This window comes from Planctomycetota bacterium (assembly GCA_016125255.1).
In the GTDB taxonomy this organism is placed as follows: domain Bacteria; phylum Planctomycetota; class Phycisphaerae; order Phycisphaerales; family Zrk34; genus RI-421.
Genome location: WGMD01000007.1, coordinates 13,627 through 28,956 on the forward strand (window position 1 = coordinate 13,627; position 15,330 = coordinate 28,956).

Here is a 15,330-nt window from a genome sequence, read left to right on the forward strand (position 1 = left end):
AGACCATGATGCCGTTCCCGGAAAATCCGCGCCCGCATGTCGTCTTCGGCCCGGACACGGTCGAGCAGATCGGCTCGCTCGCCCGTTCGCTCAACACGCATCGCGCCCTGCTCGTCACCGACCCGCACATCTACGAGGCCGGTCACGCCCCGCGCGCGATCCGCTCGCTCGAGCAGGCCGGGCTTGCCGTCACCGTGTTCGACCGCGTGCGCGAAAATCCCACGACCGAAGACGTCGACGCCTGTCTCGATGTCGCGCTCAAGGCGAACGCCGACGTCATTGTCGGCATCGGCGGCGGGTCGTCGATGGACACCGCCAAAGGGTGCAATTTCATTCTGACCAACGGCGGGCGGATGGCTGACTACTGGGGCGTCGATAAGGCGACCCAGTCGATGCTGCCCTTCATCGCCGTGCCGACGACCGGCGGGACCGGCAGCGAATGTCAGTCGTTCGCGCTGATCGCTGATCCGATGACGCATCAGAAAATGGCCTGCGGCGACAAGAAGGCGGCGGCTTCGATCGCCATTCTCGATCCGACGCTGACCACGACCCAGCCGCGCCATGTCACCGCCAACACCGGCGTCGACGCGCTGACGCACGCCGTCGAAACGGCCGTGACGCTCAAGCGCAACGACCTGTCGCTGCGCTATGCGCGCGAGGCGTTCAAGCTCATCGCGGCGAATCTGGCGCGCGTACTCGACGAACCGAACGACATCGCGGCGCGCGGTCAGATGTTGCTCGCCGCCGCCTATGCCGGCACGGCGATCGAGCACTCGATGCTCGGCGCCGCTCATGCCGCCGCCAATCCATTGACCGCGCAGTTCCATGTCGTGCACGGGCAGGCAGTCGGCCTGATGCTGCCGAGCGTGGTGCGCTACAACGCGGAGGACGCGGAGGCGCGGGCGATGTATGAAGCGCTGGCGGCTCATGCGGGGCTGGAGCCGACGGTCGAGGCGCTGCTGACGTGCATCGAGTCGCTTTTGGATGCGGCGAAGATGCCGCGCGTGCTGGAGGATGTGAACGTGCCGCGCGACGCCATCGGCGCGCTCGCCGCCGACGCGGCGTCGCAATGGACCGCGCAGTTCAACCCCCGCCCGATCGACGCCGATGGATTCGTCGGGCTCTACGAAGCGACCTTCAGTTCGCAGTCGCCCACCGCCTGACCCGCCGCTGGCGGCTTGGCACATCTGGGTATCCCGGGGGAACTGAAGTTCCCCCGCCAGCTTGTAAAAACCGGCAATTTTCAGCAATTATACGCTTGCGTATCAAGTCGCCGGGCGCTATACTTTTCGCATCGAATCGCAACGAAATGCGCCTATGTGGATCCGCTGTCTGGCCATGTTGTGCCTGTGTGGGATCGCCGCTTGCTCGGCGTCCGACGCTCCCGCTGCGCCCGGTGCGACGAGTAAAATTTCCGGGGGCGTGACCGCATGGGCGATCTACCGCGGCGATGAGGCGATGCACGGCGTCTCGAAGGCCAAACTCCCCGCCGACCCGGTGCTCAAGTGGTCCTACAAAACCGAGGGCCCCGTCAAAAGCTCGCCCGTCATCGCCGATGGCCGCATCTTCATCGGCTCCGATTCCAAACAGCTTCTCGCGCTCGACGCAATGACCGGCAAGCTCCTCTGGTCCTTCATGACCGAGGACACGGTCGAAGCCCCGCCGACGATCGACGGCGACGCCGTGTACATCGGCTCGACCGACACGAATCTCTACAAGCTCGACGCCGCCACCGGCAAGCTCGCCTGGAAGTTCGCCACCAATGACAAGATCATCGGCGCCGCCGTCGCCGTCGACGATGCCGCAAGCAAGCGCCGGCTTGTGCTCATCGGTTCCTACGATGGCACATTGCACGCACTCAACGCCGCCGACGGTAAGGAAGTCTGGCACTACGAAACGTCCGACCCCATCAACGGCTCGGCCGCGATTCACAACGGCGTTGCGGCCTTCGGCGGATGCGACGGCTCATTGCACATCGTCGACCTCGACAACGGTTCCGAACGCCGCACCATCGAGATCGGCTCGATCGTCGCCGCCACGCCCGCCCTCGACGGCGACATGGCCTACGTCGGACACTTCGGCAACGAATTCGTCGCGGCGAATGTCAACACCGGCGACATCGCATGGCGATACAAGGATCGCAATTTCGAGTACCGCTCCAGCGCCGCCGTGACCGATGAGCTGGTCGTCTTCGGCGGGCGCGATCGGCGGCTGCACTGCCTCCATCGCGCCGATGGTTCGGTCAAATGGCTCTTTTCCGCGCGCGGCAAGATCGATTCGAGTCCGGTCATCGCTGACGGGCACGTCGTTGTCGGGTCCGCCGACGGGCGGCTCTACATCGTCGATCTGGCGGAAGGCAAACAGACGTGGTCATACGAAATCGGCGAGGCGATCAGCGGGTCGCCGGCCGTGATTGACGGACTGATCGTGATCGGCGCCGAAGACGGCGTCGTTTACGCGTTTGGAGACAAACCGTGACGACACTGACGCAAACCGTGCGCCCCCTGCCCATCGAAACCGATGCCGAGGGCAACACCAAGGCCGGCAACTATTTCGTGTCCAACTATCCGCCCTTCGCGTACTGGAACGAAGCGGCGGTCAGCGCGGTCGATGGCGCTCTCAATCGCAGACCCGCAGCAGGCAATCCGCTCGGCTTGTACGTGCACATTCCCTTCTGCCGCAAGCGTTGCCACTTCTGCTACTTCAAGGTGTACACGGATCGCAACGCCGCCGCGATCGGGCAGTACATTGATGCGGTCAAGCGCGAACTGGCCATGTATGCCAAACGCGGGTTTCTCGACGGGCGCACGCCGCGCTTCGTCTACTTCGGCGGGGGCACGCCGTCGTATCTGTCAGCAAAACAACTGCTCGAACTCACGCAGGGTTTGAAAGACGTGCTGGACTGGGACGCCGTCGAGGAAGTTACCTTCGAGTGCGAGCCGGGCACGCTCAACGAAAAGAAAGTCGAAGCGATTCGCGAGATGGGCGTCACCCGTCTGAGCTTCGGCATCGAAAACTTTAACGACCACATTCTTGACATCAACGGCCGGGCGCACCTGTCCAAGCAGGTCTTCGCCGCCTACGAGTGGGCCCGCAACGTGCGGTTCCCGCAGATCAACATCGACCTGATCTCCGGCATGCTCGAAGAGACGCAGGAGAACTGGATCGAAAACATCCGCAAAACCATCGACCTCGATCCCGATTGCGTGACCATCTATCAGATGGAGATTCCGTTCAACACGACGATCTACCAGCGCATGAAGGTGGAGGGCAAGCTGACGGCTCCCGTGGCGGACTGGGATACGAAGCGGCGATGGGTCAAGTACGCGTTCGACGAGCTGGAGAAAGTCGGCTACGGGATCAGCAGCGCCTACACGGCTGTGAAAAACCCGGCGACGACGCGCTTCGTGTATCGCGATGCGCTTTGGCGCGGGGCGGACTTGCTCGCGCTGGGCGTGTCGAGCTTCGGGCACATCAACCGGGCGCACTACCAGAACGAAAAGCACATCGAAACCTACGTGCAGCGCGTCGAAGCGGGCGAGCTGCCGATTCATCGCGGGTATGCCATCAACGACGGCGAGGCGCTGATTCGGGAGATGATTCTGCAAATGAAGACCGGCCGGCTGGAGCGGGCGTATTTCATGAACAAATTCGGCGTGAACATCGCGGAGCGCTTCGCCGGGCCGTTCGGCAAGTATGAACAGGCGGGTTTTCTGACCGTCGGACCGGACGCCATCACGCTCGATCGCGATGCGCTGCTTCAGGTGGACACGATGCTGCACGAATTCTTCCTGCCTGAGCACCAGGGCGATCGTTACGTGTAAGGAACCGCATGACGCCATTGCTCGACAAGATCGCGAATCTGCTCACGCCGCTGTCTGAGTTTTACCGGACGGCGGGCGACGTGCTGCCGCACATCGAGGCGGTGGAGCCGGAGCGGATTCCCCAGCCGCAGCGGCGACTGCTGGTGCATACGCACGACATGACGCCGACGCTCGAAGCATTCTGCAACAGGAAGATTCATCTGAAGCTGCTGGCCCGGCACATCGAAGGAAGCGCCCTGTACCGCGAGGTGGTGCTGATCGCCAACGGCGCCGGCACGCCGATGGAATTCGGCGCGATCCGCATTCATCTGGATCACTTTGACGTCGGGCCGCGAGCGCTGATCGTCGAAGGGCATCGCCCCTTGGGCACGATCCTGCACGACTTTGCCATTCATCACACGAGCCGGCCCAGCGGATATTTCTCGATCGAGAGCGATCCGCTGACCCGGCGCGCATTCGGCATGACCAGCGATCGGGTGCTCTACGGCCGACACAACACGCTCAGCGACGCGAGCCGGCGCGTGCTCGCCGAGGTCGTCGAAATTCTGCCCCCCTTTGAGGAATGCGAACATGATCCGTCCGGAAAGTGAGCTTGATGTCATCATCATCGGCGCGGGCCCCGCGGGCTGCGCCGCCGCCGCCGCGCTGGCCATGAAGGGCCGGCGGGTGATGATTCTCGAAAAGGAATCCTTCCCGCGATACAAGATCGGCGAGTCGCTGATCCCTTATTGCTGGTTCCCGCTCGACCGCATCGGCATGATCGACAAGCTCAAGGCGTCGCACTTCGTCCGCAAGTACAGCGTGCAGTTCGTGAGCGTCAATGGCAATGTCTCGCAGCCGTTCTACTTCTTCCAGCACACCGAGCACGATTGCGCGAAGACCTGGCAGGTCGTCCGCAGCGAGTTCGATCAGATGCTGCTCGACAACGCGCTTGAAAAGGGCGCGAAGGTCCTGATGCAGACGGCGGTGAAGGAGCTTGTCCGCGAAGGCAGTACGGTCGTCGGCGTCCGCGCGATGGGAAGCGATGGCAAGATGATCGAGCTGCGCGCTGCGATGACGATCGACGCCAGCGGGCGCGACATGTTCGCCGTCAAGGCCAATGACTGGCGCGTGCCGGACAAGTCGCTCAAGAAGATCGCGATCTGGTCGTACTACAAGGGCGCCAAGCGCGACGAAGGGCTCGACGAGGGCGCGACGACCGTGGCGTATGTGCCGCATAATGGCTGGTTCTGGTACATCCCGCTGCCGGACGACATCGTCAGCGTCGGGGTCGTGGCGGAGCGCGATTACCTGTACCGCGATTCCAAGGGCGATCCCGATGCGATCTTCGAACGCGAGATCGCGATTCAGAAGTGGGTCGGCGACCACGTTGCGGAGGGGAGAAAGATGGCCCCCTGCCGCGTCACCGGCGACTACTCCTACCGCTCGCGCCACAGCTCGGCCGACGGACTGCTGCTCGTCGGCGATGCGTTCGCGTTTCTCGATCCGGTGTTCTCGTCGGGCGTGTTTTTGGCGCTGCAGAGCGGCGTGATGGCGGCGGACGCCATCGACGAGGCGCTTCAGAGCGGCGACGTTCGGGCCGAGCGGTTTGTGCCGTACAGCCGCGAGTTGTGCAAGGGTATCGAGGCGATGCGCCGATTGGTGTACGCCTTCTACGATGAAACCTTCAAGTTCAGCGACCTCTTGAAAAAGCACCCGCACCTGCGCGGCGATCTGACGGACTGCCTCATCGGCAATCTCGCGCGTGATTTCGATCCGTTGTTCAACGCCGTGGCGGAGTTCGCGCAGGTGCCGGCGGCGCTGGAGCATGGTCGCCCGCTGGTCTCCTCCCATGCCGCGTCGACGTTAACCGCATGAACATCGTGCAGCTCACACCCGGCACCGGCAACTTTCATTGCGGCAACTGCGTCCGCGACAATGCGCTTGTCCATGCGCTGAGGCGGATGGGCCATGATGTATTGATGGTGCCGCTGTATCTGCCGCAGGTGGTGGACGAAGAACCGGCGGCGGGCGACACGCCGATTTTCTTCGGCGGGATCAACGTCTATCTCGAACAGAAAATCCCGCTCTTCCGTCACACGCCGCGCTGGGTGGATCATCTCTTCGCGTCGCCGGCGCTGCTCACATGGGCGGCGAACCGGGCGGGCATGACCAGCGCGCGCGATCTGGGCGAACTGACCGTGTCGATGCTCAAAGGCGAACAGGGTCTTCAGAACAAGGAGCTGACCCGCCTCATCGACTTCGTCAAGACGCGGCACCATGTTAACGTCGTCAAGCTGTCCAACGCCATGCTCATCGGCATGGCCCGCCGGATTCGCCGGGAAACCGGGGCAAAAGTCGTCTGCACGCTCGCGGGGGAAGATGCGTTTTTGGATTCGCTGGTGGAGCCGTATCGGGAGCAGGCATGGAATCTGATGCGCGAGCGAGCGAAGGATGTCGATGCGTTCATCGCGGTGAGCCGGTACTACGGCGAAGTGATGACGCGGCGGATGGACCTCGACCCGGACAAGGTGCATGTCGTTCACAACGGGATCGACACGCGGGGCTACGAAGTTGCGGACACGCCGCCGAATCCGCCCGCGCTCGGATATTTCGCGCGGCTGTGCAAGGCGAAAGGGCTCGACACGCTTGTCGATGCGTACATCGCGCTCCGCAAGCGCGACCGCGTCGGGCCGGTGAAGCTCAAACTCGCAGGGGCGATGACCCATGACGACCGCCCGTTCGTCGACATGCAGCGCAAGAAACTCGCCGATGCGGGATTCATCGACGATGTCCAGATCAGCGTGAATGTCGACCATGCGGGCAAGCAGGCGTTCCTGCGATCGCTGTCGGTCATGAGCGTGCCGGCGACATATGGCGAGTCGTTCGGACTGTATGTGCTGGAGGCGCTGGCGAGCGGCGTGCCGATCGTTCAGCCGCGGCACGGAGCGTTTGTCGAATTGCTCGAACAACTCGGCGGGGGGATACTGTGCGAGCCGGACAACGTCGACGCGCTCGCCGATGCGATCGAGATCCTCCTGCTGCGTGAAGAAGAATCGCGCGCAATGGCGGCGTCGGCGCGGCAGCGTGTGCTCGCCGATTTCACCGTCGAGCGCATGGCGGGGCAGGTGATGGACGTTCTTGAATCGCTCAGCGCCCAGCGGGCCGGAGCTTTGTCATGATCAGTGAACATACCGTGCCGCGGCGGGTCGAATTTTCCGACACGGACATGGCGGGCATCGTGCATTTCGCAAAGTTCTTCCATTACATGGAGGCGGCGGAGCACGATCTGTTCCGCCGCATGGGCCTGTCCGTCGCCCAGAAGCCCGGCGAAAATCCCTTCTGCTGGCCCCGCGTGCATGTCGAATGCGACTACCTTTCGCCGCTGTATTTCGAGGATGAAATCGACGTGCGCCTGATCGTGCGGGAAATGCGGACGAAGGCGATCGTCTTCGGCTTCGAGTTCACGCGAAAGAGCGACCGCAAGGTGGTGGCGCGCGGTTCGATGACGACGGTGTGCACACAGCGGGATGCGGACGGTAGGATGTACGCGGTGCCGATCGACCCGGTGATTCGAGAACAGCTTGCGGTCGCGCCGCGGAGCGATACAGCGTCTTCATGAAATCCCTGATCGGCGGGCGGACGCACAGGCGGGCCCGCTGCGGACACGAGACATTTTTCACAAAGGATAGACTGTCATGCCCGACTCAGCGTCTTCACAAGGCAACATGATGTGGTTGGTTTTCGCCCTGCTGGTGGTGGTGTTCTGGGGTTGTTACGGCGTGGCGATGCACACGGCGGGCCTCGAGATGGGCGGCGCGTCCGACCCGTACTCGCGGTACAAGGCGTACATCTTCGTGGGCGTGGCGTATGTGATCGTGGCGATCCTGGCGCCGATGGTGCTCATGGGCGTCGGCGGGGCGTCATGGGCGTTTCCGACCAAGGGCATCATGTACTCGCTGCTCGCCGGCACGCTCGGCGCCTTCGGCGCGTTCTTCGTCCTCTCGGGCATGGGCGCGGTGGGTTCGCGGCCGTGGATGATCCCGGTCGTCATGTGCGTCGTCTTCGCCGGCGCGCCGATCGTCAACGCGCTCGTCGCGCTCGTGTTCCATCCGCCCAAGGACGGCTGGGGCTCGATTCACCCGCTCTTCTGGGCCGGCATCTTCGTCGCGGTGATCGGTGCGGCGATGGTGACGTACTACAAGCCCGGGCCCAAGCCGCCGGCGGCGCAGATCAAGGCCGCCGCGGACGCTGCCGTCGCGCCTGCTGAGACTTCCGCCGCGCAGAGTAAGTGAGCGTCATGACCGACGCGCCCGCCGCCATCGAGGCCGACCAGCATGGCAAGCTCAATGCCCTGCTGCACGCGCTGCGCGACGGCAACCGCTACTACGCCCCGCTGCTCAAGTCGGCGGGGCTTTTGCATGAGGGCGTGAGCATCGAAGCGTTCCGTCGCGCGATGCCGCTGACGAGCAAGGCGCAGATCGTCGCCGATCAATTGGCCCATCCGCCCTTCGGCTCGAACCTCACGTATCCGCTGGAGCGCTATACGCGCTTTCATCAAACGAGCGGGACGACGGCCGCGCCGATGCGCTGGCTCGATACGCCCGAGAGCTGGCAATGGATGCTCGATAATTGGAAGGAAGTGTTCCGAGCGGCGAAGGTCGATGCATCGGCGCGCATCATGTTCGCGTTTTCGTTCGGGCCGTTCCTCGGGTTCTGGACGGCGTTCGAGGCGGCGACGCAGATCGGCTGCCTGTGTCTGCCCGGGGGCGGACTCTCGAGCATGGCGCGACTCCGCATGATGCTCGACACCGGCGCAACCGTGCTCTGCTGCACGCCGACGTATGCCATGCACCTGGCACACGTCGCTGCGGAACATCACGTGGACCTGACCGCGTCGGCCATCACGACGATCATCGTCGCCGGCGAGCCCGGCGGGTCGGTGCCGGTGATGCGAAAGCGCATGAGCGACGCATGGAACGGCGCCCGCGTGTTCGATCATCACGGCATGACCGAAGTCGGCCCGGTGACCATCGAATGCCCCGCCCAACCCGGCGTGCTGCATGTCATCGAACGAAGCTACCTCGCCGAGGTGATCGATCCGCAATCGCTCGCGCCCGTCGGCCCGGGCGAGCGCGGCGAACTGGTGCTCACCACGCTCGGCCGGCTCGGTTCGCCGCTGCTGCGCTATCGCACCGGCGACCTCGTCGAGATGGGCCCGCGACGGACATGCGCCTGCGGGCGCGCGGAAATGGCGCTCGTCGGCGGCATTCTCGCGCGCTGCGATGACATGGTGCTCGTGCGCGGGGTCAACGTGTTTCCTTCGGCGATTGACGAACTGGTGCGTGCCCATACGGAAGTAGCGGAATATCGTGTGGAGGTCGACGCGCGCGGGCCGATGGCTCAGATCACGATCACGGTCGAGCCGGCGGCGGGCGCGAACGGCGCGGCGCTGGCGGCGAGGATCGCGCGGGAGCTTCGCGATGCGCTGCATCTGCGGGCGGAGGTGAAAGTCGCGGCGGCGGGGTCGCTGCCGCGGTTCGAGTTCAAGTCCAAACGCTGGATCCGATTGCAACATGAATGACGCAAACCCCCTGCTCGTGCTCGAACACGTGGCGATGCACTACGAGGCCGTCGAGGGCTCGGACGCGCCGCCGGTGCTTCGGGATGTGAACCTGACGCTCAACCCCGGACAGTCGCTGGCGATCATCGGGCCCAGCGGATGCGGCAAGAGCACGCTATTGAACATCATCGGCACGCTCGACCGGCCCACCGGCGGGCGCGTCCTGCTCGAAGGCCGCGATCTGGCGACGCTCGACGACCGCGCCCTCGCGCAGATTCGCAATCAGCGCCTCGGCTTCATCTTTCAGGAGCATCATCTGCTGCCCCAGTGCACCGTGCTCGAAAACGTCATGGTGCCGACGCTCGTGAGCAAATCGAAAGACGCCGAGGCGCGGGCCAAGCGGCTGCTCGAACGCGTGGGCCTCGCCGATCGCATGCACCATCGCCCCGGCCAGCTATCCGGCGGGCAGCGCCAGCGTGCGGCCGTGGTGCGGGCGCTCATCAATGAGCCCGCCCTGCTGCTCGCCGACGAGCCGACCGGCTCGCTCGATCGTGCCTCCTCCGAAAACCTCGCGCAACTGCTTGTCGAACTCAATCGCGAAGAGAACGTCACGCTCATCGTCGTCACGCATGCGCCGGACCTGGCGAAGTTGATGCAACAGGTGATGGAGCTGCGCGACGGCGAACTGGCGGCGGCGAAGGCGTCATGAAAAGCATCAAGCTCATCCAACGCGGACTGCGCTTCTACTGGCGGACGCATCTGGGCGTCGCGCTCGCCGCCGCGGTGGCGACGGCCGTGCTCGCCGGAGCGATGATCGTCGGCGACTCCGTCCGCGCTTCTCTGCGTCATATCGCCCTGGCCCGGCTCGGCAAGACGACGTTGGCGATGAACACCGCCGATCGCTTTTTCACGACGCAGCTCGCGGACGAAATCGCAAAGAAACTCAACTGCGATGCGGCGGCGGTCGTCGATGTGCCCGGCGTGGCGTCGGCGCAGGGCGGGCAGCACCGCGCAGCGGGCGTGCACGTGCTCGGTGTCGATACGGCGTTCTGGAAACTCGGCGACGGCGATGTCCCGCTGCCCGACGACGGCGTCGTGCTCAATGAGCGACTCGCGGCGCAGCTTCGCGCCACCGTCGGCGAACGTGTCGTGCTGCGACTCGCCAAACCCAGCGCCCTGCCGCGCGACATTCCGCTCGGTTCCGAAGCCGAGGATTCGATCAGCGTGAGTCTCACCGTCAGCGCGATCGCGGATGAAGATCACATGGGCCCCTTCAGTCTGCTGGCCAATCAGATTCCGCCCTTCAATGCGTTCGTGTCCCGCAAGCTGATACAGGAAAAGGCGAAGCTCGCCGGGCGGGCGAATCTGCTGTTGCTCAATGGCGAGGTGAGCGCCGAAACCGCCGACGCCGCGATCGCTTCAAGCTGGCGGCTCGCCGACATCGATGTCGACATCCGCACGCTCGACAAGCTCGGCCTCGTCGAACTGCGCAGCGGGCGCGTCTTTCTCGATCGCCCGATTGTCGACGCTGCGATGAAGACCGGCGACGATGCGACGCCCGTGCTGACGTACTTCGTCAACGAACTGCGCAAAGATGCGGAACATGTGACGCCGTATTCGATGGTCACCGCGCGGGCGGACATTAATGACGACAACGTGGTCATCACCCAATGGCTCGCCGATGATCTGGCCGCGAAGGTCGGCGACAAGCTGACGCTCAAATACTTCGTGCTCGGCGATCAGCGCCAGCTTGTGGAGCAATCCTCCGACTTCACCGTCAGCGCGATCGTGCCCGCCGAAGGCCCCGGCGGCGATCGCGAATTGATGCCGATGTTTCCGGGGCTCGCGGATGTCGACAAGGCGCTGGACTGGCAGCCGGGCATTCCGATCGACCTGAAGCGCATCCGCGACAAGGATGAAAAATACTGGGATGAACATCGCGGGGCGCCCAAGGCATTCGTCTCGCTGGCCTGGGCGAAACAGCACTGGGCCAACCGATTCGGGGAGCTGACGGCCGTGCGCTGGCCGGCGAAGGATCATGACGCAAAGACGATCGCGCATCAGGTGCACGATGCGATGAACCCGGCGGCGCTCGGGCTGGTCATCACGCCCGTGCGAGACGCCGCCATCGCCGCCAGCCAGCAGGGCACGGACTTCGGCGGGCTGTTCATCGGCCTGAGTTTCTTCCTCATCGTCGCCGCCATGGTGCTCACCGCGCTGATGTTCGCCTTCGGCGTCGAGCAGCGCAGCAGCGAGATCGGCACGCTGCTGGCCCTGGGCTTCACGCCCAAGCGCGTCCGGCGGCTCTGGCTCCTCGAAGGCGGCGCGCTGGCGATCATCGGCGCGCTGATCGGATTGCCATTGGCGATCGGGTACACGCATCTGGTTCTGGGTGCGCTCGGTTCACAGTGGAGCGGTGCGGTGGCGCAGACAAGCTTGCGTTATCACGCCGACCCGATGACGCTCATCACCGGCGGGGCGATCGGCGTCATCGTCGCGCTTTGCACGATGGCCTGGTCCCTCCGCAAGGCGGCACGGCAGCCGGCACGCGCCCTGATGGCTGCCCGCTTCGGCATCGAGACGGCGCACGAAAAACGCGGCAAACAGTGGGGTTTCTGGATCGGGATTTTCTGTCTCATCGCCGGTGTCGGCACGGTGGTCACGCTCATCGCCGAGGGCAAGTCCGCCGACGCGGAGGGCTTTTTCTCCGCCGGCTCGCTGCTGCTCATCGGCGGACTGTGCCTGTGCGGGCGCCTGCTGCGCGGGGCCGGCGAAGGCAAGTCGGCACACATGACGCTCGGCTCGCTCGGCTGGCGGAACAGCGGTAGACGCCGCGGACGCTCGCTGGCCACAATCAGTATGCTCGCGTGCGGGTCGTTCCTCGTCGTCTCGATCAACGCCTTCCGTCATGACCCGAATCAGGCCTCGCGCCTCGGCACCGGCGGGTACGCCCTTTTCGCGCAGACGACGCTGCCGGTGTATCACAACTTGAACACCGCGGAGGGCCGGGCGGCGTACGGGATCGACGAAGCGGCGATGAAGGATGTCGATGTGCTGGCGATGCGGCTGCGGGCGGGCGACGAGGCGAGTTGTCTGAATCTCAACAAGCCGCGCACGCCCCCGCTGCTCGGCGTCGACCCGCGGAAGCTTCAAGCGCGTCAAGCGTTCGACGGCGAGTGGGCGAAGCTCAGCGAGAAGCAGAAGGACGGTTCGACGCCGGCGATCATGGACGCGGCGGTGGCGCAGTGGATCATGCATCTGTCGATCGGCGACACGCTTGACGACACCGACGAGCGCGGCCGGCCGTACAAGCTCAAGCTCGTCGGCGTGCTGCCGCCGTCGGTCATGCAGGGCTTCATGCTCATCGCCAACGATCAGTTCGAGGAGCGCTACCCGAGCATCGGCGGCACGCGCGTCATGCTCATCGACGCGCCCCCGGAACGGGTTGACGCGGTGAAAGACGCGCTGGACCGGGCACTGGCCGATGCGGGCATCGAATCGATGACGACGGCGAAACGTCTGGCGATGTTCAGCGAAGTGGAGAACACGTACCTGTCGATCTTCGCGGCGCTGGGCGGACTGGGCCTCATCCTCGGGTGCGTCGGGCTCGGGCTCGTCGCCGCGCGCAACGTGCTGGAGCGGCGGAGCGAACTGGCGCTGATGCGCTCGCTGGGATTTGCGAAGCGGTCGCTGATCTGGCTTGTGCTGGCGGAGCACTGGGGATTGTTGATGCTGGGCCTGGCGGTGGGCGTCATCGCGGCGGCGGTGGCGATCGTGCCGTCGCTTTCGCAGGCGGGGGCGCCGGCGGGGATGATGATCGTCACGCTCGTCGGCGTCATCGTCAGCGGGCTGGTGTGGACGGCCGCGGCGACGGCGGCGGCGCTGCGCGGGCGATTGACGGCGGCGCTGCGGAATGAATGAGAAGTGAGGGAGTGCTAAGCCGCAAGCGGCGAAAAGCTATTCGTGACGCAGAGCGATGATGGGGTCGAGCATGGCGGCGCGGTAGGCGGGGTAGAGACCGAAGACGATGCCGACGCAGGCGCTGATGCCCAGCGAGAGGATGAGTGAGCTGGGGGTGACGATGGTGGGCATGTGCGCGAAGTGGGTGATCATGGCGGGGATGAGGATGCCCAGTCCCACGCCGATGAGGCCGCCCATCAATGAGAGCACCATCGTTTCGATGAGGAACTGTCCGATGATCTGCTTGCGTTTGGCGCCGATGGCGCGGCGGATGCCGATCTCGCGGGTGCGCTCGGTGACGGAGGCGAGCATGATGTTCATGATGCCGATGCCGCCGACGAGGAGCGAGATGCCGGCGATGGAGCCGAGGACGATGCTGAAGATGCGCTGCGTTTCGCGGGCCTGATTCAAGAGCGAAAGCGGCACGGAAATCTGGTAGTCGGTTTTCTTGTGAAAGCGTTCGAGCATGGTGCGAATGGCGTCGGCGGTGGGTTCGACGTTTTCGATTTCATCAACGCGCGCGATGAGCTTGTGCAGTTCGACCTGCTCGCGGACGTACGAGCCGGACCCGCGGCTTGTGTAAAGATCGCCGAAGCGCATGCGTGCGGTGGAGAGCGGGATGTACGCATCGGTCGGTTCGTCAGGCGTCTGCACGCCGCCGCCGCTGGCGTCTTCGGTCCGCACGATGCCGATGACGACGAAGGCGTTGGACCCGATGGTGACGGTTTGCCCGATGCTGTTGGCGCCGGCGAGCAGTTGCCTTGCCGCCTGCTCGGCCAGCACGCATACATTCGCACTGGTCTCCTCATCGTGCTGCGTGATCACGCGACCGGCGAGCAGCGGGCGCTCCACCAGATCGAACCACCCCGGCGTCGTGCCGACGAGCCGCACATCCATCGCCCGCTCCCCCAGCCGGGCCTCGACGCGATTGATCTTCGCGGGGACCGTCGTCTCGACGTCCGGGCACGTCTCGGCGATGCGCTGTTCGTCCGCATACAGCAGTCCGAAGATGCTCATGAACGTCCGCCGGCTCGCGGAGGTGGCGCGCTCGTCCTCCTGCGGTTTGATCGAGGTGATGATCACGTTGTGCGCGCCGAGCTTTTCGATCTGCTGAAGCGCCTGCCGGCTCGCGCCTTCGCCGACGGAGAGCATCGCCACGACCGACCCCACGCCGAACACCACGCCGAGCATCGTCAGCATCGAGCGCAGCTTGTGCAGAAGCAGACTCTTGATGCCAAGCTGAATCTCGCGGATGAGAAGCACGACGGTCATGGGTTATTGCTCGATGCGGTCGACGCGGCCGTCGCGCATGTGAAGGCGATGGCTGGCGTAGGCGGCGATGTCGTTTTCGTGGGTGACCATCACGATGGTGCGGCCCTGCTTGTGCAGCTCGGTGAGGAGCTTCATGATGGCGACGCTGGTGGCGGTGTCGAGATTGCCGGTCGGTTCGTCGGCGAGGATGATCGACGGATCGTTGGCGAGACTGCGGGCGATGGCGACGCGCTGCTGTTGTCCGCCGGAAAGCTGCATCGGCCGGTGATCGAGCCGATCGCCGAGGGCGACCATGCCCGCCAGCTCCGCCGCGCGTCGAGCGCTCTTGCGCGCGTCCCATCCCATGTAGTGCATCGGGATTTCGATGTTCTCGCGCACGGTCAATTGCGGAATCAGATTGAAGCTCTGAAAGATGAAGCCCAGCCGGCGGAGGCGCAGATGGCTGAGCCGGTCGTCATTCATCTGGCCGATGTCTTCGCCTTCGATGAGCAGTTGGCCGGTCGTGGGGCGGTCGAGGCAGCCGAGCAGATTGAGCATGGTGGACTTGCCCGAGCCGGACGCGCCGAGGATGGCCCAGAAGCTGCCGCGCCGAAACTTGAGCGAGACGCCGTCGAGCGCCTTCACTTCGTTATCGCCCATCCGATAAATCTTGCGGACATCGCGCAGCTCGATGACGGCGTCATCGCGGCCGTGCGCCGGCGGCGCTTCGGGTTCGAGAACCATCGTCGCATC

General features: G+C 64.6%; 13 protein-coding genes. 11 read left to right on the forward strand and 2 right to left on the reverse strand.

Annotation, left to right across the window (positions count from 1 at the left end; translation table 11 throughout):
- Positions 1 to 5 precede the first annotated feature (5 nt).
- From GC162_07775 to GC162_07825, 11 genes are all read left to right on the forward strand, one after another.
- Positions 6 to 1,163 carry an iron-containing alcohol dehydrogenase gene (locus GC162_07775; protein MBI1368539.1) on the forward strand — a complete coding sequence of 386 codons (1,158 nt, stop codon included), beginning with the start codon at positions 6 to 8 and terminating at the stop codon, positions 1,161 to 1,163.
- 154 nt (positions 1,164 to 1,317) lie between these two features.
- Positions 1,318 to 2,478 carry a PQQ-binding-like beta-propeller repeat protein gene (locus GC162_07780; protein MBI1368540.1) on the forward strand — a complete coding sequence of 387 codons (1,161 nt, stop codon included), beginning with the start codon at positions 1,318 to 1,320 and terminating at the stop codon, positions 2,476 to 2,478.
- A 32-nt stretch (positions 2,479 to 2,510) separates the two neighbouring features.
- Entirely contained in the window at positions 2,511 to 3,824 is a 1,314-nt protein-coding gene (locus GC162_07785; GenBank protein ID MBI1368541.1) for a radical SAM protein, read from the forward strand.
- Positions 3,825 to 3,832: 8 nt separating this feature from the next.
- Entirely contained in the window at positions 3,833 to 4,414 is a 582-nt protein-coding gene (locus GC162_07790; protein MBI1368542.1) for a hypothetical protein, read from the forward strand.
- On the forward strand, positions 4,395 to 5,681 hold the full coding sequence (locus GC162_07795) for an FAD-dependent oxidoreductase (protein ID MBI1368543.1): 1,287 nt from the start codon (positions 4,395 to 4,397) through the stop codon (positions 5,679 to 5,681). The genes GC162_07790 and GC162_07795 overlap by 20 nt, the downstream gene beginning before the upstream one ends.
- The gene (locus GC162_07800; GenBank protein ID MBI1368544.1) at positions 5,678 to 6,985 is read left to right on the forward strand and encodes a glycosyltransferase; all 1,308 of its coding nucleotides are present in this window, start codon (positions 5,678 to 5,680) and stop codon (positions 6,983 to 6,985) included. Before GC162_07795 ends, GC162_07800 begins: the two co-directional genes overlap by 4 nt.
- Entirely contained in the window at positions 6,982 to 7,425 is a 444-nt protein-coding gene (locus GC162_07805; GenBank protein MBI1368545.1) for an acyl-CoA thioesterase, read from the forward strand. The genes GC162_07800 and GC162_07805 overlap by 4 nt, the downstream gene beginning before the upstream one ends.
- A 76-nt stretch (positions 7,426 to 7,501) precedes the next feature.
- Positions 7,502 to 8,098 (forward strand): hypothetical protein, encoded by a 597-nt coding sequence (locus tag GC162_07810; GenBank protein ID MBI1368546.1) that lies wholly within the window; start codon positions 7,502 to 7,504, stop codon positions 8,096 to 8,098.
- 5 nt (positions 8,099 to 8,103) lie between these two features.
- The gene (locus tag GC162_07815) at positions 8,104 to 9,387 is read left to right on the forward strand and encodes an AMP-binding protein (protein ID MBI1368547.1); all 1,284 of its coding nucleotides are present in this window, start codon (positions 8,104 to 8,106) and stop codon (positions 9,385 to 9,387) included.
- Positions 9,380 to 10,075 carry an ATP-binding cassette domain-containing protein gene (locus GC162_07820; protein ID MBI1368548.1) on the forward strand — a complete coding sequence of 232 codons (696 nt, stop codon included), beginning with the start codon at positions 9,380 to 9,382 and terminating at the stop codon, positions 10,073 to 10,075. The genes GC162_07815 and GC162_07820 overlap by 8 nt, the downstream gene beginning before the upstream one ends.
- Entirely contained in the window at positions 10,072 to 13,287 is a 3,216-nt protein-coding gene (locus GC162_07825) for an FtsX-like permease family protein (GenBank protein MBI1368549.1), read from the forward strand. The genes GC162_07820 and GC162_07825 overlap by 4 nt, the downstream gene beginning before the upstream one ends.
- 36 nt (positions 13,288 to 13,323) lie before the next feature.
- Here the strand turns inward: GC162_07825 and GC162_07830 are convergent, their stop codons facing one another.
- Both GC162_07830 and GC162_07835 read right to left on the reverse strand, forming a co-directional pair.
- On the reverse strand, positions 13,324 to 14,517 hold the full coding sequence (locus GC162_07830; protein MBI1368550.1) for an FtsX-like permease family protein: 1,194 nt from the start codon (positions 14,515 to 14,517) through the stop codon (positions 13,324 to 13,326).
- An 84-nt stretch (positions 14,518 to 14,601) separates the two neighbouring features.
- Positions 14,602 to 15,321 (reverse strand): ATP-binding cassette domain-containing protein, encoded by a 720-nt coding sequence (locus tag GC162_07835; GenBank protein ID MBI1368551.1) that lies wholly within the window; start codon positions 15,319 to 15,321, stop codon positions 14,602 to 14,604.
- Positions 15,322 to 15,330 lie beyond the last annotated feature (9 nt).